Annotated in this window: 26 protein-coding genes and 2 pseudogenes; 15 read left to right on the top strand and 13 right to left on the bottom strand. The window is 73.4% G+C overall.

Annotation, left to right across the window (positions count from 1 at the left end; translation table 11 throughout):
• Positions 1-339 precede the first annotated feature (339 nt).
• Positions 340-822: a CarD family transcriptional regulator gene (locus ADL08_RS16360; protein ID WP_003953493.1), complete on the bottom strand. Its 483-nt coding sequence runs from the start codon at positions 820-822 to the stop codon at positions 340-342.
• A gap of 677 nt (positions 823-1,499) precedes the next feature.
• On the opposite strand from ADL08_RS16360, the gene ADL08_RS16355 reads away from it, so the two are divergent.
• Positions 1,500-2,141 (top strand): hypothetical protein, encoded by a 642-nt coding sequence (locus ADL08_RS16355; RefSeq protein ID WP_053643498.1) that lies wholly within the window; start codon positions 1,500-1,502, stop codon positions 2,139-2,141.
• 250 nt (positions 2,142-2,391) lie between these two features.
• Here the strand turns inward: ADL08_RS16355 and ADL08_RS16350 are convergent, their stop codons facing one another.
• Positions 2,392-3,072, bottom strand: coding sequence for a response regulator transcription factor (locus ADL08_RS16350; RefSeq protein ID WP_017242433.1), 681 nt, complete (start codon positions 3,070-3,072; stop codon positions 2,392-2,394).
• On the bottom strand, positions 3,069-4,295 hold the full coding sequence (locus ADL08_RS16345; protein ID WP_053643496.1) for a sensor histidine kinase: 1,227 nt from the start codon (positions 4,293-4,295) through the stop codon (positions 3,069-3,071). The genes ADL08_RS16350 and ADL08_RS16345 overlap by 4 nt, the downstream gene beginning before the upstream one ends.
• Before the next feature lie 297 nt (positions 4,296-4,592).
• On the opposite strand from ADL08_RS16345, the gene phoU reads away from it, so the two are divergent.
• Together phoU and ADL08_RS37650 are read left to right on the top strand one after the other, a co-directional pair.
• Positions 4,593-5,273: a phosphate signaling complex protein PhoU gene (phoU, locus tag ADL08_RS16340; RefSeq protein WP_053643494.1), complete on the top strand. Its 681-nt coding sequence runs from the start codon at positions 4,593-4,595 to the stop codon at positions 5,271-5,273.
• A gap of 113 nt (positions 5,274-5,386) precedes the next feature.
• Positions 5,387-5,539 (top strand): hypothetical protein, encoded by a 153-nt coding sequence (locus tag ADL08_RS37650; protein ID WP_199837023.1) that lies wholly within the window; start codon positions 5,387-5,389, stop codon positions 5,537-5,539.
• Between the two features lie 65 nt (positions 5,540-5,604).
• Here ADL08_RS37650 and ADL08_RS16335 read toward each other — a convergent pair whose 3' ends face one another.
• Positions 5,605-5,940 carry a hypothetical protein gene (locus tag ADL08_RS16335; RefSeq protein WP_420710540.1) on the bottom strand — a complete coding sequence of 112 codons (336 nt, stop codon included), beginning with the start codon at positions 5,938-5,940 and terminating at the stop codon, positions 5,605-5,607.
• Between the two features lie 39 nt (positions 5,941-5,979).
• Positions 5,980-6,603 carry a histidine phosphatase family protein gene (locus ADL08_RS16330; RefSeq protein ID WP_053643685.1) on the bottom strand — a complete coding sequence of 208 codons (624 nt, stop codon included), beginning with the start codon at positions 6,601-6,603 and terminating at the stop codon, positions 5,980-5,982.
• Positions 6,604-6,833: 230 nt separating this feature from the next.
• Between ADL08_RS16330 and ADL08_RS16325 the strand changes: the two genes are divergently transcribed.
• Both ADL08_RS16325 and ADL08_RS39205 read left to right on the top strand, forming a co-directional pair.
• Complete coding sequence (locus ADL08_RS16325) at positions 6,834-7,100, top strand: hypothetical protein (RefSeq protein ID WP_053643492.1); 267 nt, start codon at positions 6,834-6,836, stop codon at positions 7,098-7,100.
• A 74-nt stretch (positions 7,101-7,174) separates the two neighbouring features.
• Positions 7,175-7,594: a DUF6959 family protein gene (locus ADL08_RS39205; RefSeq protein ID WP_420709569.1), complete on the top strand. Its 420-nt coding sequence runs from the start codon at positions 7,175-7,177 to the stop codon at positions 7,592-7,594.
• A gap of 9 nt (positions 7,595-7,603) precedes the next feature.
• Here ADL08_RS39205 and ADL08_RS16320 read toward each other — a convergent pair whose 3' ends face one another.
• Positions 7,604-8,365, bottom strand: a complete 762-nt coding sequence (locus ADL08_RS16320; RefSeq protein WP_053643490.1) for a phosphoglyceromutase — start codon at positions 8,363-8,365, stop codon at positions 7,604-7,606.
• A 125-nt stretch (positions 8,366-8,490) separates the two neighbouring features.
• Between ADL08_RS16320 and ADL08_RS16315 the strand changes: the two genes are divergently transcribed.
• The gene (locus ADL08_RS16315; RefSeq protein WP_078968028.1) at positions 8,491-9,825 is read left to right on the top strand and encodes an MDR family MFS transporter; all 1,335 of its coding nucleotides are present in this window, start codon (positions 8,491-8,493) and stop codon (positions 9,823-9,825) included.
• Between the two features lie 3 nt (positions 9,826-9,828).
• On the opposite strand, the gene ADL08_RS16310 is transcribed toward ADL08_RS16315, so the two are convergent.
• Positions 9,829-10,725, bottom strand: a complete 897-nt coding sequence (locus ADL08_RS16310; protein ID WP_053643683.1) for an MBL fold metallo-hydrolase — start codon at positions 10,723-10,725, stop codon at positions 9,829-9,831.
• Between the two features lie 201 nt (positions 10,726-10,926).
• Here ADL08_RS16310 and ADL08_RS16305 point away from each other — a divergent pair, with 201 nt between their 5' ends.
• Complete coding sequence (locus ADL08_RS16305) at positions 10,927-11,961, top strand: AraC family transcriptional regulator (protein WP_078968026.1); 1,035 nt, start codon at positions 10,927-10,929, stop codon at positions 11,959-11,961.
• Here ADL08_RS16305 and ADL08_RS16300 read toward each other — a convergent pair.
• Together ADL08_RS16300 and mshA are read right to left on the bottom strand one after the other, a co-directional pair.
• The gene (locus ADL08_RS16300) at positions 11,918-12,439 is read right to left on the bottom strand and encodes a YbjN domain-containing protein (protein WP_053643488.1); all 522 of its coding nucleotides are present in this window, start codon (positions 12,437-12,439) and stop codon (positions 11,918-11,920) included. The genes ADL08_RS16305 and ADL08_RS16300 overlap by 44 nt on opposite strands.
• Entirely contained in the window at positions 12,432-13,799 is a 1,368-nt protein-coding gene (gene mshA / locus ADL08_RS16295; RefSeq protein WP_053643486.1) for a D-inositol-3-phosphate glycosyltransferase, read from the bottom strand. The genes ADL08_RS16300 and mshA overlap by 8 nt, the downstream gene beginning before the upstream one ends.
• A gap of 454 nt (positions 13,800-14,253) precedes the next feature.
• On the opposite strand from mshA, the gene ADL08_RS16290 reads away from it, so the two are divergent.
• From ADL08_RS16290 to ADL08_RS16280, 3 genes are all read left to right on the top strand, one after another.
• Complete coding sequence (locus ADL08_RS16290; protein WP_053643484.1) at positions 14,254-15,048, top strand: methylase; 795 nt, start codon at positions 14,254-14,256, stop codon at positions 15,046-15,048.
• Between the two features lie 263 nt (positions 15,049-15,311).
• Positions 15,312-16,382 (top strand): C40 family peptidase, encoded by a 1,071-nt coding sequence (locus ADL08_RS16285; RefSeq protein WP_053643482.1) that lies wholly within the window; start codon positions 15,312-15,314, stop codon positions 16,380-16,382.
• A gap of 609 nt (positions 16,383-16,991) precedes the next feature.
• Positions 16,992-18,227, top strand: a complete 1,236-nt coding sequence (locus tag ADL08_RS16280) for a PP2C family protein-serine/threonine phosphatase (RefSeq protein WP_053643480.1) — start codon at positions 16,992-16,994, stop codon at positions 18,225-18,227.
• 40 nt (positions 18,228-18,267) lie between these two features.
• Here the strand turns inward: ADL08_RS16280 and ADL08_RS16275 are convergent, their stop codons facing one another.
• From ADL08_RS16275 to ADL08_RS16265, 3 genes are all read right to left on the bottom strand, one after another.
• Positions 18,268-18,612, bottom strand: coding sequence for a DUF2516 family protein (locus tag ADL08_RS16275; RefSeq protein ID WP_053643681.1), 345 nt, complete (start codon positions 18,610-18,612; stop codon positions 18,268-18,270).
• Positions 18,613-18,700: 88 nt separating this feature from the next.
• A complete protein-coding gene (locus tag ADL08_RS16270) occupies positions 18,701-19,282 on the bottom strand; it encodes a hypothetical protein (RefSeq protein ID WP_053643478.1) in 582 nt (193 codons plus the stop codon).
• Between the two features lie 31 nt (positions 19,283-19,313).
• Positions 19,314-19,739, bottom strand: a complete 426-nt coding sequence (locus ADL08_RS16265) for a helix-turn-helix domain-containing protein (RefSeq protein ID WP_053643476.1) — start codon at positions 19,737-19,739, stop codon at positions 19,314-19,316.
• A gap of 248 nt (positions 19,740-19,987) precedes the next feature.
• Here ADL08_RS16265 and ADL08_RS16260 point away from each other — a divergent pair.
• Positions 19,988-20,878, top strand: a pseudogene (locus tag ADL08_RS16260) (endonuclease/exonuclease/phosphatase family protein); the annotation flags it as partial.
• A 42-nt stretch (positions 20,879-20,920) separates the two neighbouring features.
• Here the strand turns inward: ADL08_RS16260 and ADL08_RS38215 are convergent.
• A pseudogene (locus tag ADL08_RS38215) lies at positions 20,921-21,465 on the bottom strand (hypothetical protein); the annotation flags it as partial.
• Between the two features lie 64 nt (positions 21,466-21,529).
• Between ADL08_RS38215 and ADL08_RS16255 the strand changes: the two are divergent.
• The 4 genes from ADL08_RS16255 to ADL08_RS16240 all read left to right on the top strand — a co-directional run bounded on the left by ADL08_RS16255 (position 21,530) and on the right by ADL08_RS16240 (position 23,785).
• Entirely contained in the window at positions 21,530-21,925 is a 396-nt protein-coding gene (locus ADL08_RS16255; protein ID WP_053643474.1) for a helix-turn-helix domain-containing protein, read from the top strand.
• 72 nt (positions 21,926-21,997) lie between these two features.
• A complete protein-coding gene (locus ADL08_RS16250) occupies positions 21,998-22,414 on the top strand; it encodes a VOC family protein (RefSeq protein WP_053643472.1) in 417 nt (138 codons plus the stop codon).
• Between the two features lie 44 nt (positions 22,415-22,458).
• Positions 22,459-23,172, top strand: a complete 714-nt coding sequence (locus tag ADL08_RS16245; protein WP_053643471.1) for a DUF5710 domain-containing protein — start codon at positions 22,459-22,461, stop codon at positions 23,170-23,172.
• 127 nt (positions 23,173-23,299) lie between these two features.
• Positions 23,300-23,785, top strand: a complete 486-nt coding sequence (locus ADL08_RS16240) for a MarR family winged helix-turn-helix transcriptional regulator (protein WP_053643469.1) — start codon at positions 23,300-23,302, stop codon at positions 23,783-23,785.
• Positions 23,786-23,821: the final 36 nt, after the last annotated feature.

Raw genomic sequence — 23,821 nt, 5'->3', positions numbered from 1 at the left:
TTGTTTCCGCGGCCGACATGGGTATGGCACTCACCGTGCCGGACGCACCGCCTTGACCGGGCCCTTTCCGTGACGACGGTCGAGGTGTCGCCGCCCGGCACGGGTGGGTTCGGACGGATCGGGGGATTTCCGCGCGGGGACGCCCCCGTCGGGTCCTGGTTCTGGATCCTGGTCCGGGTCGGTGTTCGGATCGGGGAGGCTTTCGTGCGCCCGCGCACGTGGCCCGTACGCGGACATGCCGCAGCGCCCGGCGACAGCACTGTGTGGATCACAGCACGCCAGCGGGCACCGCGGCATCGCTTCACTTCAGAAACGCGCTCCGGTGTGGCCGGAACACGCTCAGGACGCGAGGACCTCGTCGAGGAGAGCCTCGGCCTTGTCCTCGTTCGTGTTCTCCGCGAGGGCCAGCTCGCTGACCAGGATCTGCCGGGCCTTGGCGAGCATGCGCTTCTCACCTGCGGAGAGACCCCGCTCGCGCTCGCGCCGCCACAGGTCGCGCACCACTTCGGCGACCTTGATGACGTCGCCGGAGGCGAGCTTCTCCAGGTTCGCCTTGTAGCGACGGGACCAGTTCGTCGGCTCCTCGGCGTACGGCGCGCGCAGCACCTCGAAGACCCGGTCCAGCCCGTCCTGCCCGACCACGTCGCGGACCCCGACGAACTCCGCGTTGTCCGCCGGCACGCGGACCGTCAGGTCACCCTGCGCGACCTTGAGCACCAAGTAGGTCTTGTCCACGCCTTTGATCTGGCGAGTTTCGATGGCCTCGATCAGCGCGGCCCCGTGATGGGGATAGACCACGGTGTCGCCAACCTTGAACGTCATGTGACAGGTACCCCTTCCGTGGCTATCCAGAGTAACACGGATTCGGCTTCTTCTGAATGGCGTTTTCGCAGGTCAGGGCATATCTCAGGGCTTGACAACAGCGACGCGGGCGTGCTGCGGAGAGGTTCCGGAAGGGGGTATTCGCAGGTCGGAGCGGCTGTACGGACGGAGAGAAACGCGCACGTTACACCTACTCGGGCCTCCACGAAGAGCGTGCGATGTCCCGTTTTGTCTGGTTCGGAGTGGCCTTCTTCACGTACTCCGTTCGAGGATCGGTCACTCGTACGGATGCATCACGGGACGATTCCCGAAATTGATCAGCCGAGATCGGCCGACACCGGTCGGGGATTTCCCGGAGGGGCGGCTCCGGGGAATGCGCGGCGGCCCGCGAATTGATCAAGGCGGTTATGTGAACAACAGGTCAATGGGTCGCGATCCGGCCACGCGGAGCGACCACGCCCGGTCTCCCCGGGGAGCCGCCCCCGGGAGCGGCCCGGTCGGGCCGCGGGGAGCGCCCCCGGGAGCGCCCCCGGAAAGGCGGGAGACGGGCGCGGCCGGTTAGGGGCGGGTCGGGTGCGGGACGGAGAGTGCGGCTCGGTAACCTAAGCGCGCTGACACGCCTTTGGTTGGCCTTTGACACCCAAGCCCGTCCGTACGTCCTAGGAGATGCCGCCGCCGTGAGCCGCAGCCTTCGACGCGGCGCCCTCGCCGCTACTGCCATCGTGTTCTCCATCGCCGCGCTGTCCGCCTGTGGCGCGGGCAACGACGCGCAGACGCTCGGCGTCCGGCCCGACAACGCCGCCGTCACGGTGGACGACGTCAAGATCCAGAACGCCGTGGTCATCACGCAGCCCGAGATCGGCGTCAAGGGCCCGGCCGCCGTCTCGGCCACGGTCTTCAACAACGGCTCCCAGCCGCAGACCCTCGACGCCATCACCCTGCCGGGTTCGAGTGCCAGCGTGAAGCTGACGCCGGCCGGCGGCACCGGCGCGGTCACCGTCCCGGCCGGCGGCTCCGTCGTCATCGGCGGCGCGGGCAACGCCACCGCCGTGATCGAGAACGGCACCGAGTCCGCCCGTCTCGGCGACGCGCAGCAGGTCGTCTTCAAGCTGAGCAAGACCGGCGAGGTGGGCTTGGAGGCCTTCGTCGTCCCCGCGAAGAGCTACTTCACGGAGTTCGGCCCGGAGGTCGTCCCCGCTCCCCCGGGCGCCACGCCGACCGCCTCGGCGACGCCGTCGGGCGAGGCCGAGCACGGCGCCGAGCACGGCGGCGACGCCGAGGCCCCGTCGGGCGAGGCGAGCCACGAGGCCGGTCACTGACCCTCGTACGCACGGGAAAGGGGCGCCCCCCGGTGGGGGCGCCCCTTTCCCGTGTCCGCACGGCGGTTCCCACGGCTCGAACCTGCGGGCCGGGCCCCGGACCGTCACCAGGTGGCGCGGCGCGCCCGGGTCCGGTTCGAGCACCGTTCCGCGTGCGCCCCCCGCACCGCTCGGCCCCCGGGGGACCTCACGGGCCTCGGGGCGCCGCGCCGGACTCCGTCCGGCCCCGCCGGGCCGCCCGCTCGACGGCCTACGGCTCGAACTTGTAGCCCAGGCCCCGGACCGTCACCAGGTAGCGCGGCGCGCCCGGGTCCGGTTCGATCTTGGCGCGGAGGCGCTTGACGTGGACGTCGAGGGTCTTGGTGTCGCCCACGTAGTCCGCGCCCCAGACGCGGTCGATGAGCTGCATGCGGGTCAGGACGCGGCCCGCGTTGCGCAGCAGCATCTCCAGGAGGTCGAACTCCTTCAGGGGCAGGTCGACCTTGCCGCCGGAGACCGTCACCACGTGCCGGTCGACGTCCATGCGGACCGGGCCGGCCTCCAGGGCCGCCGGGGTGACCTCCTCCGGCTCCCCCCTGCGGCGGAGCACCGCGCGGATGCGGGCGACCAGCTCCCGCGAGGAGAAGGGCTTGGTCACGTAGTCGTCGGCCCCTATCTCCAGGCCGACGACCTTGTCGATCTCGCTGTCCTTGGCGGTCACCATGATCACCGGGACGTTCGAGCGGCCGCGCAGCTGGCGGCACACCTCGGTACCGGGAAGGCCCGGAAGCATCAGGTCGAGGAGGACGAGGTCGGCTCCGTTGCGCTCGAACTCGTCGAGGCCGTCGGGCCCGGTCGCCGCGACGGCGACCTCGAAGCCCTCTTTGCGGAGCATGTACGACAGGGCGTCGCTGAAGGATTCCTCATCCTCGACGACGAGCACTCGGGTCACGGAAGGACCTCCGGGGCGGGAAGCGGTTCGGTCATGAGATCGGGGGTGGGAGAGGCGGGCCGGCGGTCCCGTGCGGAGCCCGCCTCGGGCAGCCGCAGGGTGAAGGTGGAGCCCTGACCCTCGGTGCTCCAGACGGTGACCTCCCCGCCGTGCGAGGCGGCCACGTGCTTCACGATGGCGAGGCCCAGGCCCGTGCCGCCGGTGGCACGGGAGCGGGCGGGGTCGACGCGGTAGAAGCGCTCGAAGACGCGCTCCTTGTCCTTGTCGGGGATGCCGATGCCCTGGTCGGTGACGGCTATCTCGATGAGGTCGCCGCCGGGCGCGGCGATCTTGCGGGCCGCGATGCCGACGCGGGTGTGGGCGGGTGAGTAGTTGACGGCGTTCTCGACGAGGTTGCCGAGGGCGGCGGCGAGCTGGCCGCGGCTCCCCCAGACCCGCAGGTCGGCGGCGCCCCCGGAGACCATCGTGATCTGCTTGGTGGTGGCGGTGTGCCGGGAGCGGTCGATCGCCTCGGCGACCAGCTCGTCCACGGACACCGGCTCGGAGTCCTCCAGCGGGTCGTCGTTCTGCACGCGGGAGAGGTCGATCAGCTCCTGTACGAGGTTGGTGAGACGGGTCGCCTCGATCTGCATCCGGCCGGCGAAGCGGGTGACCGCCTCGGGGTCGTCCGAGGCGTCCATGACCGCCTCGGAGAGCAGGGAGAGCGCGCCCGTGGGCGTCTTGAGCTCGTGGCTCACGTTGGCGACGAAGTCCCTTCGCACCGCCTCGATGCGCCGGGCCTCGGTGAGGTCCTCGACCAGGAGCAGTACGAGCCGGGAGCCGAGGGGGGCGACCCGGGCGGAGACGGCGAGGGCCTCGCCGCGTCCGGTGCCGCGCCGGGGCAGGTCCAGTTCGACCTGCCGTATCTCCCCGTCCCTGCGGGTGTCGCGGGCCATGTTGAGCATGGGCTCGACGGCCAGTTTGCCGCCGCGGACCAGACCGAGCGCGTACGCCGCCGAGCTGGCCTTCACCACGGAGTCGCTCTCGTCGAGGACGACCGCGGAGGAGCGCAGTACGGACAGCACGGTGTCGACGCCGGGCGGGAGCACGGCGTCGGTGTGCAGCGAGGTACGGGTGGGTCGCGTCTGGTCGCGTTCGCTCCAGCGGAACGCCAGCATGGCGATCACGCCGGTGCACACGCCGGCGATCGCTGCCAATGCGGCGACCGCCGCGTTCACGTCCATGCCTCAAGGTTATGCGGGCTTCCGGACACTCTCCCAGCCGTCCGAGTGGCTGCTCGAACAGTCGTCGCCCAGAGTTCACCGTGGAGATGCGGCCGGTTCACTTGCCCCGGCGGGCGCGGTGGCGTGCGTCGCCCAGAGTTCACCTGGGGGACGGGGGCGGTTCACACGAGGGGGTGGAACCGGACGCGTAGGGAGCCGAACGTGGGAGCGTGGGGTTCGGACCCCACCCGTACCCCGGGGCCTCCGGAGCCCCCAGAGCCTCCGGAGCTTTGCAGCTTTGCGTAGAGAGGGACATCCATGCGGGACGCGTACCACGAGGAACTGGACTCGATCGGAGAGAGCCTGGTCGAGATGGCCCGGCTCGTCGGGTCGGCGATCGGGCGCGCCACGACGGCGATGCTCGACGCGGACCTGAAGCTCGCGGAGACCGTGATCGCGGCGGACCAGAAGGTCGACGACCTCCAGCACGACCTGGAGGCGCGGGCCATAGCCCTGCTCGCCCGCCAGCAGCCGGTGGCGACGGACCTGCGGATCGTGGTGACCTCGCTGCGGATGAGCGCCGACCTGGAGCGCTCGGGCGACCTGGCGCAGCACGTGGCGAAGCTGGCGCGGCTGCGGTTCCCGGAGTCGGCGGTGCCGCGGGACCTGCACGCGACCATCCTGGAGATGGGTCAGCTGGCGCAGCGCCTGATGGCGAAGGCGGCGGAGGTCATCATCACGAAGGACGTCGACCTGGCGCTCCAGCTGGAGCAGGACGACGACGAGATGGACCTGCTGCACCGGACGCTGTTCCGGCACCTGATGGACGACCGGTGGAAGCACGGCATCGAGACGGCGGTGGACGTGACGCTGCTCGGCCGGTACTACGAGCGGTTCGCGGACCACGCGGTGTCGGTGGCGAAGCGGGTGGTCTACCTGGTGACGGGCGAGCACGCGGACGAGCTCCAGGCGGCGGACGCGCCGGTGGAGGGGGCGTAGGCCCTCTCCGGGGGGCGCACGGGGGTGCGGGCTCCGGTGCGCCGTTGATGCGCCGGTCCGGGTGGGCATGCAATGGGGGGAGGCGATCCGCGCCTCGAAAGGGAGGGACCCCCATGGCCGATTCCCCGATGACGACCGAATCCGGGACGGAGCCGCCGCGCGCGGCGGTCCTGCTGCCCGTCCTCGGCGCCTGCGGCTGCGGCTCGGGCTGCGGCTGCGGCTGCCAGTCGGGTGCGCCGTGCCAGTGCGGGGGCTGCTCGGGCTGACGCGTACGGGCGCGTGCGTACGGGGAAGGGGTGCGGCGATCCGCACCCCTTCCCCACCGGCGGCTTTACCGGAGGTCGAGCACGTTGGGCCGCCGGAGGCCGCCGCGACGGTCGCCGGGGTCCTCCTCGCTCCACTGGAGGTCGAGGAAGGCCATGAGGAACCCGACGAGCCGGTCCCCGTCGAGGATCAGCCGCGGCCAGGCGGCCTCCCCGAAGGCGTGGGCCTCGGCGAGGGAGCGCGCGACGGGCGGGACGTTCCGCTCCTGGTGGGGGTGGACGCGCAGGCCGAGGGCGGCGCCGACGTCGGCCGGGGTGACCTTCTCCGGGCGGAGTGCGGTACTGGACGCGCTGCTCATGATCCGGACGTCAGCGGGGGCGTACGGATCCGTCGTGCGGTTCACACGTCCGCGCGTACGCCGACCGCCGCTCCCGAACGGCCCTCAGATGTGGAGTTCGGGCGGGAAGCCGGTCCACCGGAGGTCGGCGGGGAGGTGGCCGGTGTCGTTGAAGAGGAGGACGGACGGGGCCCGGCCGGGCGCGTAACGGATGACGGTGAGCGCGGCGTTGGCCTGGTTGATGCCCATCCAGCGCCACTCCGGGGCGTCGAGGGCGGCCCGGACGAGCCAGCCGACGAGGAAGTTGTGGGTGACGACGAGTTCGTGGCGCGGCTCGTCGCCGGCGACGGGTCCCGTGAACAGCGCGAGGGCCTCCCGGGCCAGACCGGGGCCCTGTTCGCGTTCCTCGGCCGGGAACCGGGCGAGGTGACCGAGCATGGCGTCGGCCGATTCCGGCGGCAGCTCCTCGCGGCTCGGCAGGTGGGGGATGTAGTCGCCGGCCGGTGCGGAAGGCCGCAGGGGCACGCCGTCGAGCTGCTCGCGGACCAGCCGCGCCGTCTGCTCCGCGCGCGCGAGCGGCCCGTGGTGGATCGCCGTGAGCGGCGCCCCCCGGAGCCGCTCCCCGAGCAGGACGGCCTGGCGGCGGCCCTTATCCGACAGCGCGCTCTCGTCCGGCGAGGCCTCGCCGTGCCGCGCGAGGTACAGGTAGCGGGCGGCTGTTGCCGGCATGGGCGGGTCCTCCGTCGGGTCCATGATCGCGTCGACGCCTGGACGGACGCCGCCGCGCACCACGCGGTTCCACGGCCGGCCTTGCCCGCCGGAATGGGAGTCGTTCGTCGACGGCTCCGGGAGTCACCGCGCGAACCTGTTCCATGATCGATGCCGATGGGTCCGGGAGTTACCCACGGTCCGACGAGCGACCTCTGGACCCGAATGGAACCGTGACGAGGAAAGGGTGAGTGACTGACATGGTCTTCTCGGAAGCGCTGGAGGACTGGACCGACTGGGACCAGGCGGCATACGAGCTGGGGTTGAGCCTCGGTGTGCTCACGGCCGACGTCCCCTTCTCGAAGAGCAAGAGGATCTTCTGGGTAGACAATCCGGCCGGGCGAGCTCTCCACGCCACCCTCTTGGCGCTTGTGGAAGCCGGCTTGCTGGAGTCGCGCGACGACGACGAGGAGTTCCGGTGGGCGTCCACCAAGTTCCTGAACGTGTTCGATGACTGAACTCCGGTCACCGACCTGGTGGTAGCCGGCGACCAGCGGGACGTATCAGCGGTTGGTCTCCTCGGAGATCCGTCGTGCCGGCTCGTCGACCACCTGCGGCGCCCCCGGGCGAGCGCCTTCCTCCTCCAGGGCCGGGGCAAGGGCCTGCCGAACCTTTTCGTACGGCTGCCCGGCACGTGTCGCCCGCGTACGGTCGACGCCTCGTTCCGTCCTCTTCGGGAACGCGGTCCGTTGGTGCGGTGGGAGCCGGTGTACGAGACTGTTCACCCGCGTTCACGCGCGCTCTGTGGATCAGCGCGGCGGATTCGGTGGAACGGGTAGAGGCCGAGCTGTTCACCGATGGCGGCAACGACGCTGTCGTGCGCCTGCCGGGCCGCGACTTCCCTGGAGTCCTGATCCAGGGGGACACCCCCGGCATGCTCCGGTCGGCGTTCTGCCGCCGGCGGAACGAATCAGCCCCCCGCCTGCGGAGAGAAAGCGGGCGGGGGGCGTGATCGCGTGGGCTACTTCTTCTTGCCCTGGTTCTTCACGGCCTCGATCGCCGCGGCCGCCGCCTCCGGGTCGAGGTAGGTGCCGCCCGGGTTGAGGGGCTTGAAGTCCTCGTCGAGTTCGTAGGACAGGGGGATGCCGGTCGGGATGTTGAGGCCCGCGATGTCGGCGTCCGAGATGCCGTCCAGGTGCTTGACCAGGGCGCGGAGGCTGTTGCCGTGGGCGGCGACCAGGACCGTGCGGCCGGCGAGGAGGTCCGGGACGATGTTGTCGTACCAGTACGGGAGCATCCGCTCGACGACGTCCTTGAGGCACTCCGTGCGCGGGCGCAGCTCCGGCGGGATCGTCTGGTAGCGGGCGTCGTGGGCCTGCGAGTACTCGCTGTCGTCGGACAGCGGCGGCGGCGGGGTGTCGTACGAGCGGCGCCACAGCATGAACTGCTCCTCGCCGAACTCGGCGAGCGTCTGCGCCTTGTCCTTGCCCTGGAGGGCACCGTAGTGGCGCTCGTTCAGGCGCCAGGAGCGGTTCACCGGGATCCAGTGGCGGTCCGCGGACTCGAGCGCGAGCTGCGCCGTGCGGATGGCGCGCTTCTGGAGGGAGGTGTGCAGCACGTCGGGCAGCAGGCCGGCGTCCTTGAGCAGCTCGCCGCCGCGCGTCGCCTCCTTCTCGCCCTTCGCGGTGAGGTTCACGTCCACCCATCCGGTGAACAGATTCTTCTCGTTCCACTCGCTCTCGCCGTGGCGGAGGAGGATCAGCTTGTACGGTGCGTCGGCCATGCGTACGAGCCTAATCGACCTCCGACGATTGACGCGCGTCGTCAATTGAGTGGTGTCCGGCATGAGAGATGCGTAAGTTACGACTGGCTACACAGGGGCTTACATCAGCTAGGGGTCGGTCACGCATGTCCATCAGTACGCTCAGACGATCAGCCCGTGAGACGGTCTCCGGCCTCCCGCCCGGCTTCTGGTGGCTCTGGCTCTCCACCCTCGTCAACCGGACCGGCGCCTTCGTCCTCACCTTCCTCTCCCTCTACCTGACCCTGGAACTCGGGCACTCCGCCTGGTTCGCCGGGCTCGTCGTCGCCCTCCACGGCCTCGGCGGCGTCGCCGGCTCCCCGCTCGGCGGCGTGCTCACCGACCGCTGGGGCCGCCGCCCCACCATGGTCACCATGCACCTCGCGGGCGCCGCCTGCGCCGGGGCCCTCGCCCTCGTCACCAGCGCCTGGGGCATCGCCGTCGTCGTCCTGCTGATGGGCGTCGCCATGCAGGCCGTCCGGCCCCCCATCAACGCCACCATCGCCGACATGGTCCCCGCCCACGACGTGCGCCGGGCCTACGCCCTCAACTACTGGGCCCTCAACCTCGGCTTCGCCATCGCCTCCATCGGCGGCGGCGCCGCGGCCTTCCTCGGCTACCGCACCCTCTTCGTCGTCGACGCCGTCGCCACCGTCCTGTGCGCCCTCATCGTCTTCCTGCGGCTCCCCGAGACCCGGCCCGAGCGGCGGCCCCGGGAGGAGGGGAAGCCCGTCGCCGAGGAGAAGGTCAGCACGCTCACCGTGCTGCGCGACGCGCCCTTCCGGACGCTCGTGCTGCTCAACCTCCTCGTCTGCCTCGTGTTCACCGCCCCTTGGATCGGGCTCCCCCTGACCATGGCCGACCAGGGGCTCTCCCCCTCCTCCTACGGCGTCGTCATCGCCGTCAACGGCGTCGTCATCGTCGGCTTCCAGCTCCTCGTCAACAGGCTCACCGACAAGCGCTCCCCCGTCCTGCTCCTCGCCCTCTCCTCCCTCCTCTTCGCCCTCGGCACCGGCGCCACCGCCCTCGCCGGCTCCTCCGTCGCCTTCGCCGCGACCGTGGTCGTCTGGACCGTCGGCGAGATGATCCACGTCCCGACGAACGCCGCCGCCACCGCCCGCCTCGCCCCCGAGCACGCCCGGGGCCGCTACCAGGGCGTGATGGGCATGTCCTGGGCCGTCGCCGGCTTCGTCGCCCCGGTCCTCGCCGGCGCGGTCGTCGGCGGGCCCGGCCCCGACGTCCTGTGGGCGGCCACGGCCGTGATCGGCGTCCTCGCCGCCGCCGGCTACGCCACCCGGCTGCGGAAGGCCCTCGCCGAGGACGAGGAGACCGGGGCCGTCGTGCCCCCGCCCGTTCCCGTCCCCGGTCCCGTGCCGTCCCCCGCCCCCGCGCCCGTCGTCGTGAAGGGCGAGGACGCCGAGGGCTCCTCCGTCAGCGCCTGACCCTCACCGCCCCGTCCACCGCGCCCAGTTCTTCAGGACGAAGCCCCCGCCCTCCCCGCGCACTTCGGCCGCGCCCGCGCCGCCGAAGTGCGCGGGCACGACCAGTTCCCGCCGGTCCGCCGCCCGTTCGAGGATCCGGCGGCGGCTCGCCTCCGCCCGCGCCGGGTCCATGCAGAAGCAGCTGCCGTGCGAGGGGTCGAGAAGCTGTACGGGGCTGTGGACGAGGTCCCCGACGAAGACCGCCCGGTCTCCCCCCGACTCCAGGCGCAGCACCGACGACCCGGGGGTGTGGCCGGGCGCCGACTCCAGCGTCAGGTTCCCGTCGATGCGGTGCTCCCCGTCCCACAGCACCGTCCGGCCCTCGCGGCGCACGGGCGCGACGCTGTCCTCGTACACGAGCCGGTCCTGCGCGCGCAGACCGCCGCCGTACGCGTTCTCCGGGCCGAAGTGGGCGTCGTCGGCGGCCGGGAGGAGGTACCGGGCGTTGGGGAACGTCGGCACCCACGCGCCGGGCGCGTCGCCGGGCCGGGTGTTCCAGCCGACGTGGTCCGCGTGGAGGTGGGTGTTCACGACCACGTCCACGTCCTCGGGCCGTACGCCCGCCCGCTCCAGGCTCCCGAGGAAGTCGTCCCGCCGCCGGTGGAAGAGCGGCGCCTCCGGGCGCTCGCGCCCGTCGCCCACCCCCGTGTCGACCAGCACGGTCAGGCCCCCGCTGCGCAGCACCCAGCTCTGCAGCGCCATCTGCGCGCTGCCGTCGTCCGGATTCCAGTGGTCCGGCACCAGCAACTCCCGGTTGTCCTCCCACAGGCCGGGCCCGGCCCCCGGCACGAGGTCGCGGGCGGGCCCGAACGGACCCCGCCACTCCACGACCCGGACGACCTCGACGTCCCCCAGGACCATGCGCTGTGCGCTCTCGCCGCCGACGCCGCCGATGCCGCCGACGCCGTCGTTCGTACCGTCGTTCGTCTCGCCGTTCGTCTCGTCGTTCGTCTCGTCGCTCATGTCATCGACCCTAGGGAGGCGCCGATGAGCCGTTCAATGCTCCCGTGGCTCCCGTGGATACGCGTACGGCTCACGCGGAGTCGGCGGTACGGTGCCGCCATGGACGTGGTGAGCGACGCGATCTCGGCCGTACGCGTCGGGCGGCCCTTCTCCCACCAAGTGCGGGCGGGCGGGCGCTGGTGCGCGCGGCTCGAACCGTACGACGGCGCCGGGTTCCACGTCGTCCTCGACGGCACCTGCTGGCTGCTGCCCGACGGCGGCGACCCGGTCGGACTCGGGCCGGGGGACGCCGTGCTGCTCCCGCACGGCACCGGCCACGTGATCGCCGACTCGCCCGCCGACGCGGAGACCGTCGCGCGGGCCGAGCCCTTCGCCCGCTGGGGCGGCGAGGGCCCGGCGAGGGGGACCGTGCCCGCGCCCCGGCCGGGGGAGACCGGGGTGGTGATGCTCTGCGGCAAGTACCGGCTCGACCGCAGCCACGCGCACCCGCTCCTGGCGGAGCTCCCCTCCCTCGTCCACCTGCCGGACCGCGACGGCGCCCACCCCGAACTCCGCGCCGCCGTCGGCCTGCTGGCCGGTGAACTGGGCGGGCCGGAGGGCGAGCGGCCCGGGTCCGGCATCGCGCTGCCCAGCCTGCTCGACCTGCTGCTCGTCTACATGGTCCGGTCCTGGATGGCCGGGAGCGCGGACGGGATCTGGCCGGCGGCCCTCGGCGACCCGGTGGCCGCCGCCGCGCTGCGCGCGCTGCACGCCGACCCGGCCGCGCCCTGGACCGTCGACCGGCTCGCGGCCGAGGCGGGCGTCTCCCGCGCCACCCTGGTCCGCCGCTTCACCGCCCGCGTCGGCCGGGCCCCGATGACGTACCTCACCTGGTGGCGGCTGACCCGCGCCGCCGCGCTGCTCCGGAACGGCACGGACCCGCTGGCCGCCGTCGCCCGCCGCGTCGGCTACGGCACGCCGTACGCGCTCTCGCACGCGTTCCGGCGCGAGTTCGGGGTCACGCCGGGACGGTACCGGGAGGAACGGGAAGGCCGGGTGGGACGGGAAGTGCGAGGGGTCCGAGAAACGCGGGAGGGACGGGAGGCCGCGCTCAGTCCGTCGGCTTCGTCGGCGTCTTCTCCAGCAGGTTCTTGAACGCGTCCAGGTTCCGGGTCGACTCGCCCCGCGAGACCCGCCACTCGTACTCGCGCCGGATCGACGTCGCGAAGCCCAGCTCCAGGAGCGTGTTGAAGTCGCCGTCCGCCGCCTCCAGGACCGAGCCGAGCAGCCGGTCCAGCTCCTCGGGCGTGACGGCGGCGAGCGGGAGCTTGCCGGTGAGGTAGACGTCGCCGAGGCCGTCGATCGCGTAACCCACCCCGTACAGCTTCAGGTTGCGTTCGAGGAGCCAGCGGTGGACGCCCGCCTCGTTCTCGTCCGGGTGGCGGACGACGAAGGCGTTGAGGGAGAGGGAGTGGCGGCCCGCGCGGAGGGAGAGCGTCGTGAAGAGCTTGCGCGTGCCCGGGAGCTTGACGACGTAGGAGCCCGGCTCGGGGGACTCCCACTCCAGTTCCGCCTCGTCGAAGGTGGACTCGATGATCTGCCGGACGCCCTCGGCGGTCCTGTCCTCAGCCATGGTGGGAGCGTACGCGACGCCGGTGGTCGCGCAGCCTGTGGTCGTGCAGGGCGGCCGTGTAGACGTCCGCCGTGGCCGAGGCGGCCGTCTCCCAGCCGAACGACCCGGCGTGCGCCGCCGCCGCCTCGCCCATCCGGACCGAAAGCGACGGGTCGGCCACGAAGCGGCCGAGCGCCCGCGCGTAGTCCGCCGGGTCGTGGCCCTGCACGAGGAAGCCGGTCACGCCGTCCCGTACGGCCACGGGCAGACCGCCCACCGCCGCCGCGACGACCGGGGTGCCGGCCGCCTGCGCCTCTATGGCGACCAGGCCGAAGGACTCGCTGTACGAGGGCATGACGAGGACGCTGGCCGCGCGGAACCAGTCGGCGAGCCGGTCCTGCTCCACCGGCGGGTGGAAGCGCACGATGTCCGCGATGCCGAGCCGGGCGGCGAGCTTCTGGAGCCCCTCCGGCCTGGCCAGGCCGCTGCCGCTCGGGCCGCCGACCACCGGGACGACCATGCGGGAGCGCAGGGACGGGTCCCGGTCCAGGAGCCGGGCGGCCGCCCGGAGCAGGATGTCCGGGGCCTTCAGCGGCTGTATGCGGCCGGCGAAGACCGGTACGAAGGCGTCCGGGGGCAGGCCGAGCCGGGCGCGGGCGGCGGCGCGGCCGTCGGCGGGACGGAAGCGGTCGAGGTTGACGCCCGGGTGGACGACCGCGACCTTGCCGGGGTCCGCGTCGTAGAAGCGGGCGAGCTCGTCGGCCTCCTCGGCCGTGTTGGCGATCAGCCGGTCGGCGGCGGAGACGATCTGGGTCTCGCCGATCACCCGGGCGGCGGGCTCGGGGGTGTCGCCCTCGGCGAGCGAGGCGTTCTTGACCTTCGCCATGGTGTGCATGGCGTGGACGAGCGGGACTCCCCAGCGTTCGGCGGCGAGCCAGCCGACGTGGCCGGAGAGCCAGTAGTGGGAGTGGACGAGGTCGTAGTGGCCGGGGCGGTGGCCCGCCCACGCCTGCATCACGCCGTGCGTGAAGGCGCAGAGCTGCGCCGGCAGCTCCTCCTTGGCCAGACCCTCGTACGGACCGGCGTCGACGTGCCGCACGAGCACGCCCGGGGTCAGCTCGACCACCGGGGGCAGGCCGCCGGTGGTGGCCCGGGTGAAGATCTCCACCTCGATGTCGATGGCGGCGAGCCGCTTGGCCAGCTCGACGATGTAGACGTTCATGCCGCCCGCGTCGCCGGTGCCCGGCTGGTGCAGCGGCGAGGTGTGGACGCTGAGCATGGCCACGCGGCGGGGGGTGCGGGCCCGGCCGGGAAGCCGGAGCCGGGCCGGCGCCGGGTGCCGGTGCCGGGCACCGGCGAACCGGGACACGTACTGGCTCACGTCGGCGGTCCTTCCGCTCGGGGGCCCTCGGGCCGGGGCCGGGGCGCCGGTCCGTGGTCGCGGACCTGGGCCCGCGGTCTGCCGGCTTCCGGGCTGAGCTGGGTCGGGCATGGCGGTCCGGAGGGCGTGGCACGTCCTCCGGCGGCGACAACACCGGAATGAGCCCTTTCATTTCCGGGGGCGGGGGCGCTTTGCCAATTCATTGCCGGGGGAGGGGAAGGAGGAGGGCCTTGGGCGGGGTTCGCGGGCGGGGGTCGTTGCGGGATGTTCGTCGCCGGGGCTCGGGGTCCGGGGTTCGCGGGCGGGGGCCGTGACCGGAGGCTCGCTGCTGGGTTCGCCGCCGGAGGAGCCGGAGCGGCCGGAGGAGCCGGAGGAGCGGAGGAGCCGGGCTCCCCGCGTGCCCGCGCTCTCCGGGCCGCCCGGCCCCTCCCCCCGTACCCCGTACGCTCTTGGCATGGCCCCGCGCACCACCCGCCCCGTCGGCACCCCGACCCGCGGGACCACCAACCCCAACCGGCTGCGCCGCATGGACCGCTGGATCGCCGCCGTCCACGGGGCCGCCCTGCGCCGCTCCCCCGGCCCGCCCCTCGCCGTCGACCTCGGGTACGGGGCCGCCCCCTGGACCGCCGTCGAGCTGCTCGCCCGGCTGCGCACCGCCGACCCCCGCACCCGGCTGTACGGCGTCGAGATCGAGCCCGCCCGGGTCGAGGCCGCCCGGCCGTACGAGCACGAGGGGCTCTCCTTCGTGCACGGCGGCTTCGAGGTGCCGGTGCCCGGCCGGGTCGCCCTGGTCCGGGCGGCGAACGTGCTGCGCCAGTACGACGAGGAGCAGGTCGCGGCCGTCTGGGAGCGTCTGTGCGGGCGGCTCGCCCCGGACGGGCTGCTCGTGGAGGGCACCTGCGACGAGATCGGGCGCCGGCACGTGTGGGTGGCGCTCGGCCCGGACGGGCCCCGCACGGTGACCTTCGCGACCCGGCTCGGCTCGCTCGACCGGCCGTCGGACCTGGCGGAACGGCTGCCGAAGGCGCTGATCCACCGGAACGTGCCGGGCGAGCCGGTGCACGCCTTCCTGCGGGACTTCGACCGGGCGTGGGCCGCGGCCGCCCCGTACGCCTCGCTCGGCGCGCGCCAGCGCTGGATCCGCTCCGTGCGCGACCTGGCGGCGGACTGGCCCCTGACGGACGGTCCGCGGCGGTGGCGCCAGGGGGAAGTGACGGTGCGGTGGGAGGCGTTGGCGCCCCGCGGGTGACCGGGCGGCGGCGGCCGGGGGGCCGGGGGCCGGAGTGGGTGCTTCGCGGTCGAGCGGTCGCTTCCCTCCCTTTCTTCCCGACTCCCGGTGAATTCCCCCCTCGCGGGGAACGCCTCTCCCGCCCCACACGTCACCTAGAGGGGGAACACGTCCGACGGGCCTCGCTCTCCCTTGTTACTTCCCGGTTTCGCATGGCACTATCGCCAGGCCACCGCCGGGTTACTGACGGTAAATCAGTTGTGGGTCACCAGTAGGGGGAGCTCGTGAACCGACGCCGCCGTGCCGCCGCGATCACCGTGATCTGCGCCCTGGCCGTGCTGGCCTCCCCCGCGCTGACCCTCCAGGCCTCCGCCGCCCCGCTGCCGCCTCCGCCGCCGAAGAGGAGCCTGGAGGAGGTGCGCGCGGAGATGGACGGCCTGTACCGGCAGGCCGCCCGCGCCACCGACGCGTACAACCTCGCCGAGGAGAAGGCCAAGGAGCAGTCCGCCGAGATCGTCCGGGTCAACCGGATGCTCACGGAGGGCCGCGAGAAGATCGAGGGCCTCAAGCTCAAGGCCGGCGTCGCCGCCCGCTCCCAGTACCGCAACGGCGGGCTCCCCGAAGGCGCGCAGCTCATCCTCACCAACGATCCGCAGCTCTTCCTCGACGCCGCGGGACGCATCAAGGACGGCGCGAAGGCCACCAAGGACCTCCTCGCCGAGATGACCCGCACCCAGGCCTCGCTGGACGTCTACGCCAAGGAGGCGAGCGACCACTGGACCAGGCTGGAGGCCAACCGCGTCCGCCAGGCCAAGGCGAAGAAGGAGATCAACGCCAAGATCGACGCGGCCAGGAAGCTGGAGTCCGAGCTCGCCGCCGAGGAGCGGGAGCGGCTGCGCCGCCTGGAGGAACTGGCGCAGAAGGAGGCCCAGAAGACCTGGCTCCGCGCCGGCGCCCTCGCCGGGTCGAAGGCGGAGGCGACCGCGGAGGGCCTGAAGGCGGTCGCGTTCGCGACGGCCCAGATCGGCAAGCCGTACGGCTGGGGCGACGAGGGCCCCGACTCGTTCGACTGCTCCGGCCTGACCCAGAGCGCCTGGAGCGCGGCCGGCCTCGGGATCCCGCGCACCTCGCAGGAGCAGTGGCGGCTGCTGCCGCGCGTGGACGTCAAGGACATGCGGCCGGGCGACCTGATCGTCTACTTCAAGGACGCGAGCCACATCGGGATGTACGTCGGGGACGGGATGATGGTGCACGCGCCGCGTCCGGGGCGGAACATCACCCTCGCGGGCGCGGGCTCGATGGAGATCCTGGGCGTCGTCCGCCCGGCGGGAGCGGTGAGCCCGGCCGATCGGTGAGGCCGGGACGATGGGTGAGCCCGGCCGACCGGTGAGCCCGGACCGTCCGTAAGCCCGGACCGTCGGTAAGCCCAGTCGGCCGGTAAGCCCAGTCGGCCGGTAAGCCCAGTCGGCCGGTAAGCCCAGTCGGCCGGTGAGCCCGGCCGATCGGTGAGCCCGGCCGGTCGACGGGCCCGGCCGGTCCGTCGGCGCGACCGGGAAACCAGGGGCCCCTGCCCCTGTGACCCACCCCTCCCCCAGGGCTCCGGGGCCTCCCCCGACGTGACGGAGAAACGTCCGGTCACCGGGGCCTCCGCCCCCGCCCGCGTGACCTTTCTCATTGCCCCCGGGCCCGCCCCACGGGCCGTACGGGGGCGAGTACCTCCCCTTCCGCGGCATATGCCAACCGCGACGCGCGCACTCACAGCTGATCACCATTCCGCTGCGCACCGCCCTACCGCTATGGTCCGGGACGGGCGGAGTGCCACCCGGCGCCCCGCCCGCCTCCGGGGGGAGGGAAGGAAAACCGGACCGATGCCCGTATCCGCACCGCGTCAGAGAAACGTCTCTGCCGCCTCGGGCCCCGGCGACGCCACCGATACGGACGCCACCGATACGGACGCCACCGCCATGGACGCCACCGCTATGACAGGCACAGTCACAGGCACCGACCGCACCGATCTGACCCTCCTGGTCGTCGAGGACGACCCGGCGGGCGCCCTCGCCGTGCCCGAACTCCTCGACGCGGCGGACGCCGCCGGCACCCGGGTCCGCATCCGTACCGCCCGCAACCTCACCGAGGCCGAGCGGCTCCTCACCGACGACGTCCACTGCGTCCTCGTCGACCTCTCGCTGCCCGGCCCCCGGGCCGCCGCCGGGGACGACCCGCTCGCCCCGCTCCGGCACATCCTGCGCCTCGCCCCCCGCCACGCCGTCCTCGCGCTCGCCGCCTCGGCCGACGCGGAGCTGGCCGCCGAGGCGGTGCGGGTCGGGGCCCAGGACCACCTCTTCCGCGAGGAGCTCGACGGGCGGCTGCTCAGCCGGGCCATCCGGTACGCGGTGGAGCGCAAGCGGGCCGACGCCGTGCAGGTGAAGCTGGCCGAGTCCCGGCTGCGGGCCCAGGAGAACGCCCGGCTGGAGCGCGGGCTGCTCCCGACGCCGCTCCTGGAGGGCTCCGACCTGCGGTTCGCGGCCCACTACCGGCCCGGCCGGTCCCGCGCGCTGCTCGGCGGCGACTTCTACGACGTCGTCCGCACCCCCGACGGCACGGTCCACGCCATGATCGGCGACGTCTGCGGCCACGGCCCGGACGAGGCGGCACTCGGGGTCGAGCTGCGGATCGCCTGGCGGGCCCTGACCTTCGCGGGCCTGTGCGGGGACGAGCTGCTCTCGACGATGCAGCAGGTCCTGGAGCACGAGCGGGAGAGCGAGGAGATCTTCGCGACCCTCTGCACGGTCGACATCGCGCCCGACGGACGCCGGGCGGGCCTGTGCCTGGCCGGACACCCCTCGCCCCTGATCGCCCGGCAGGGCCGGGCCGCGCGGCTCCTCCCGTACGAGGACGGCGGCCCGGCCCTCGGCCTGCTGCCGCGCGCACGCTGGCCGCGCCGGCAGGTGGAGCTGGGCGCGGCGTGGAGCCTGCTCATGTACACGGACGGGCTGATCGAGGGCCGCTCGGCCGGGCCCGGTTCGCCGCGCCTCGGCCAGGAGGGGATGGTCGCGATGATGAACCGGAAGCTGGCCGGGGGCCTGCGGGGCGAGGAGCTCCTGGAGGCGGCCGTGACGGAGGTCCGGTCCCTGAACGGCGGCGAACTGACGGACGACGTGGCCGTCCTGGCCCTGGAAAGGGACAGGGCCCGGGGATGACCCCGGACCCCGTCTCCGCCCGCTCGTCGCTCCCGGTCCGCTACCGGCCGCCGTTGTAGGGGCCGTACGGTCCGTCGCTGCTGGAGCCGCCGCCCCGGGGGCCGCGGCCGCCGCCCGAGACCTGCGCGAGCGCGGGGCGCACGTCCACCATGAAGACGATGGCGGCGATCACTCCGGCGATCTGCAGGAACAGCATCGGCAGGAGCAGGTTCAGGACGAGGTTGACGCCCAGGACGATCAGCCAGAACTTCTTCGTCTGCTTGTCCGCGGCACGGTAGGCGTCCTCGCGCGCCATGGCGGCGAAGACGAGCGCGGCGACGGCGAAGCCGGTGAAGACCAGGAACATCACCAGGTTAAGGAGGGAATCGAATCCCGCGCGCAACATGCTGAGCACCGCCTAGTGGGATGGGAGAGAGCGCCTCACGGTCACGGTACCCGGTACGGCGCTCCGTGCACCCGTACGGGGCCCGCCCCTACTCCTTCTCGGCGGTGACCGGCGCCTTCTTGGCGGGCGCCTTGCGGGCGGTGGTCTTCCTGGCGGACGGCTTCCCGGCCCCGGGGGCGTCGGTGACCTCGACCGTTCCGACGGTCTCGGAGGTCTCGGCGGCCTTCGGCTCCGGGTCGGGCTCGACGGCGATGGCGATCTCGGTGATCTCCTCGGCGGCCTCGCCGCGCCAGGCGCGGACGGTCTCCTCGCCGTGGGCGGCGACCTCCTCGTACTTCTCGCGCGCCTTGACCGCGTACTCGGCGGCGACGCCGACCCCGCGCAGGGCGAGATCCTGGGCGGTCTCGCCGAGCTTCTTGAGGTCGGTGTCGAGGACCTCGACGACCTCGGCGAACTTCGTCCGGGCGGTGGCCTGGGCCTCCTTGGCCTGGGTCGTCACCTTCTCCTGCACGACCTTCGGGTCGGTCTTCCGGACGGCCTCGATGCGCGCGGGCGCCTCGGCGGCGATCTGCTCGATCAGGCCGGGAACCTTCCGGGCCTGCCGCACGGCGAGGTCGGCGGTGCCGGCGGCGAAGTAGAGGGGGGTACGCAGTTCGTCGATGATGGCCATGCTGGTGGTCCTCCCGGATGTGGCGTACGTACTAGCTCGAAGGCGGTTCGTCGGCATCGGGCACGGGCGCGGGCGCCGGGGCGGGCCCGGAGGCGGCCGCGGCCTCGGCCTCGGCGGTGTTCTCCTTGCGGAACGAGTCGTAGATCTGGAGCAGCACCTGCTTCTGCCGCTCGTTGATCGAGGGATCGGCCAGGATGACGGCGCGCGTCTCCAGCTCCTCCCGCTCCTTCTCGTCGAGGATCCCCGCCCGTACGTAGAGCGTCTCGGCGGAGATCCGCAGCGCCTTCGCGACCTGCTGCAGCACCTCGGCGCTGGGCTTGCGCAGCCCCCGCTCGATCTGGCTCAGGTACGGGTTCGACACCCCGGCGGCCTCGGCGAGCTGCCGCAGCGACAGCTGCGCGGTCCTCCGCTGCTCGCGGAGGTAGTCACCGAGATTGCCGACGTTGAGCGATGCCATGCTCCGACCATGCCAGCCCGTGCTAACTATTGCAAGCGACCGCTTGCAAAAGTCACCCCCGTGTCCACACCCGGGCGCGTACGGGCCGGTTCGCGTTCCTATACTCGTGCGGGCCCGCGGAGGAGAGGGCGATCCGCCGGACCGGGCGGTCCGGCGGGGCGGAACGACGGGGAGCGGGGGGCCGCTCCGAAGGCGTGTGCACACCGGAGGCCGCGGTGCGGTGGGGGAAGGCCCGGAGGCCCGGGCGGGTGATCGGCGGGTGCGCGGTGGCGACCGCCGGCCTGCTGCTGTTCCACCGGGCCGTGCCCGGTCCCCCCGGGAGCCTCCTCGCGTCCTTCCTGCCCTGGCTCGGCCTGGTGGTCGTGGTGCTGCTCGGGCTCGCGCTGCTGCGCCGCTCCGGCATCGCACTGGCGGCGCTCCTCCTGCCGGCGGCGGCCTGGGCACACGCGTTCGGCGGGCCGCTCCTGCCCGGGGAGGGGCCGGGGAGCGGCTCGTACGGGCTGGTCGTCGTCCAGCACAACGTGAGCGACGAGAACCCCGACCCGGCGGGCACCGCCCGCGCGCTGGCCGCCGCCGGGCCCGACCTCGTCGCCCTGGAGGAGCTGGTGCCCCCGGCGCTGTCCGTCTACGAGGAGACGCTCGCGCCGGAGTACCCGTACCACGTCGTCCACGGCACGGTCGGGCTCTGGTCGAGGCATCCGCTCACGGGGGCGCGACCGGTGGACATCAGGCCCCGGGGGATCACGGGGCCCTGGGAGCGCGGGCTGCGGGCCGTGGCCCGCGCGCCGGGCGGCGACGTCGCGGTGTACGTCGCGCACCTGCCCTCGGTGCGGATCGGGGCGGGCGGTCTGGCGTCCTCCCGGCGCGACGAGAGCGCCCGGCGGCTCGGGGACGCCGTCGCCGCCGAGGCGACGGAGACGGTGATCCTGCTCGGCGACCTCAACGGCACCGTCGAGGACCGCGGTCTCGACCCGCTGACCTCGCGGATGGACGTGGCCGGGCGCGGTCTCGCCCTCAGCTTCCCCGCCGCCTTCCCGGTGGCCCGCATCGACCAGGTCATGGCCCGCTCGGCGGCCGTCGGCCGGATCCGCGCCCTGCCCGCCACCGGCAGCGACCACCTGCCGGTCCTCGCCCGGGTCGTCCCGCGCCGAAACGCGGCGCACCCGTCGCGCGAGGCCGTCCAGCCACTCCGCCAGGGCCCCGAAGTCCGCGTCCGTGAGGCCGTCCCGGGGGTCGACGCGGTGCGGCAGGGCCCGGCCGGAGTGGTGGGCGGCCACCCAGGCCCGGTCGGCCCCGGTGATCTCGTCGCCCACCCGGACGAAAGGCCGGCCGGCGGCCAGGGCGACGAGGGGCGGGTCTTCCAGTGGAGGCCCGTGCGCGCGCGCTCGGCCACGTCCTCGTCGGTCTCGTCCGGCCGGCACACCACCGGCAGCTCCGGCAGGCCGAGCCAGGGCACGACGTACGCGTTGGCGTCGTCCATCCACGTCGTCGCCCACACCAGCTCGCACCCCGTCGCCGCCGGGCGCGGCCCGAGCCCGGGGTCGACCCGCGCGAGGAACGGGTCCATGCCCTCGTCCGGCCGTCCGGCGGGTGGGAGGTAGGTCGGGTAGCCCTCCGGGGAGCGCGTCGACGGCCCTCCGAAGGGGATGAGAGGGCCGTCGACGTCCAGGAAGAGGAGCGGAAGGGGCGGGAGGTTCCGCCGCCGGCTCCGTTGTTGTGCGGTCACGTCGGCGCCGTACGCGGCGGGAAAGGCCGGGCCCGCGGCCCCCGTGCCGTGCCATGCTGGAAAGGTGAACCTGGAGGACCTGGTGCGGCTGCGGCGCGCACGCGACACCATGGACCGCGACTACGCGTCGCCGCTGGACGTCCCGGCGCTGGCGAAGGTGGCCCTGATGTCGACCGGGCACTTCGCGCGGAGCTTCCGCGCCGCCTTCGGGGAGACGCCGTACGGCTATCTGATGACCCGCCGCGTCGAGCGGGCCAAGGCCCTGCTGCGGCGGGGCGACCTGAGCGTGACCGAGGTCTGCTTCGAGGTGGGGTGCACCTCGCTCGGGTCGTTCAGCTCGCGCTTCACCGAGCTGGTCGGGGAGACGCCGAGCGCCTACCGGGCCCGTGACCACGAGGAGGGCGCCGAGATCCCCGCGTGCGTCGCGAAGGTCCTCACCCGGCCCGTCAGGAACGGATGACGGCCGGGTCCCTTCCCGAACGGTCAGGATCGGAGAAGCGGAGTCCCGGGTCCCCGCCGTAGCGTCGAGGACATGGACATCACCCTCTCCCAGTGCTTCATCGCCGTCGACGACCACGACAAGGCGCTCGCCTTCTACCGCGACGCCCTCGGCCTCGACGTGCGCAACGACATCGGTTTCGAGGGCATGCGCTGGGTGACCCTCGGATCGCCCGCGCAGCCCGGCGTGGAGATCGTCCTCGAACCGCCGCTCGCCGACCCGGGCGCCTCCCCCGCCGACCGGCAGGCCGTGGCGGAGCTGCTCGCCAAGGGCCTGCTGCGCGGCGTGATCTTCTCCACCGACGACGTCGACGCCACCTTCGAACGGATCCGGGAGTCCGGCGCCGAGGTCCTCCAGGAGCCGTTCGACCAGCCGTACGGCGTCCGCGACTGCGCCTTCCGCGACCCGGCCGGGAACATGATCCGCTTCGCCCGGCGGCGTACCGGCTGAGCCGCGCGTGGCAGCATGGTGCGGGGCCGACGGGGAGGACGGGCATGGCGGTCGAGCGGGTCTGGCTGGACGTTCCGTACGCCGAGAAGGACGAGGCGAAGCGCGGCGGCGCCCGCTGGGACGCGGCGGCCAGGAGGTGGTACGCGCCCCGGCCGGGGATGGCCGGGCTCGCCCGGTGGACCGCCGCCGCCGACGTGCCCGAGCTGCTGCCCGGGGAGGACCGGAGCCTCGGCAGCGGTCTGTTCGTCGACCTCGTGCCCCGCACCTGCTGGTTCACCAACGTACGGTCCTGTGTCGCCCCGGCCGACTGGGAACGGCTGCGCCGGATGATCACCCGCCGGGCCGGGCAGCGCTGCGAGGCCTGCGGGGCGGGCGAGGACCGTGCGGCCCGGCGGTGGCTGGAGGCCCACGAGCGCTGGACCTTCGACGAGGCCGCCCGCGTCCAGACCCTCGGGCGGCTCATCTGCCTGTGCACCGACTGCCACACCGTCACGCACTTCGGCCTCGCCCAGGTGCGCGGGCTCCAGGACCGGGCCCTCGCCCACCTGCGGAAGGTCACCGGGATGAGCGAGGCGGGGGCGCGCGAGCACGTGGAGGTCGCCTTCGAGGTCTGGGACCACCGCTCCCGGCACGACTGGGAGCTGGACCTCGGCATCCTCACCGGCGCGGGCGTCACCCTCGCCGCGCCCCCGCACGCCGACGCGCGCGCCCGGGTGGCGGTGGAGACGCTGAACCGGCTGGGGGGCCGGCGGGCGTAGACGGCGGTCGCGGCGGAGACGCCGAACCGGCCGAGAACCGCGCACAGACGGCGGTCGCGGCCGCGAGCCCCTCGTTCCTCCCCTTTCCGACAATCCGCGACGGATCGACCCTCGCTACCCTGGCGGCATGACCTCCATGGCCCCCGCCCGCACCGAGCCCGACCTCTCCTACCTCCTCGACCACACCAGCCACGTCCTGCGGACGCGGATGTCGGCCGCGCTGGGGGAGATCGGGCTCACCGCCCGCATGCACTGCGTCCTGGTCCACGCCCTGGAGGAGGAGCGCACGCAGGCGCGGCTCGCGGAGATCGGGGACATGGACAAGACGACGATGGTGGTGACCGTCGACGCCCTGGAGAAGGCCGGTCTCGCCGAGCGGCGGCCTTCGAGCACCGACCGGCGGGCGCGGATCATCGCCGTGACCGGGGCGGGGGCGGAGGTCGCGGCGGAGAGCCAGAGGATCGTCGACCGGGTGCACGAGGAGGCCCTCTCCTCGCTCCCCGACGACGAGCGCGCGGTGCTGCTGCGCGCCCTGGAACGCCTGGCCACCGGTCATCTGGAGACCCCCGTCGAGAGCCCGAGGCCGGCCCGCCGGGCCCGTCAGCGCGGGTGAGCGACCACGACGGGACCCGGCTTTAGTTCCGTAAAA

Origin of the sequence: Streptomyces sp. NRRL F-6492 (assembly GCF_001280125.1) — a bacterium.
GTDB lineage: Bacteria > Actinomycetota > Actinomycetes > Streptomycetales > Streptomycetaceae > Streptomyces.
This window is presented reverse-complemented; position numbering and strand designations above follow the sequence as displayed.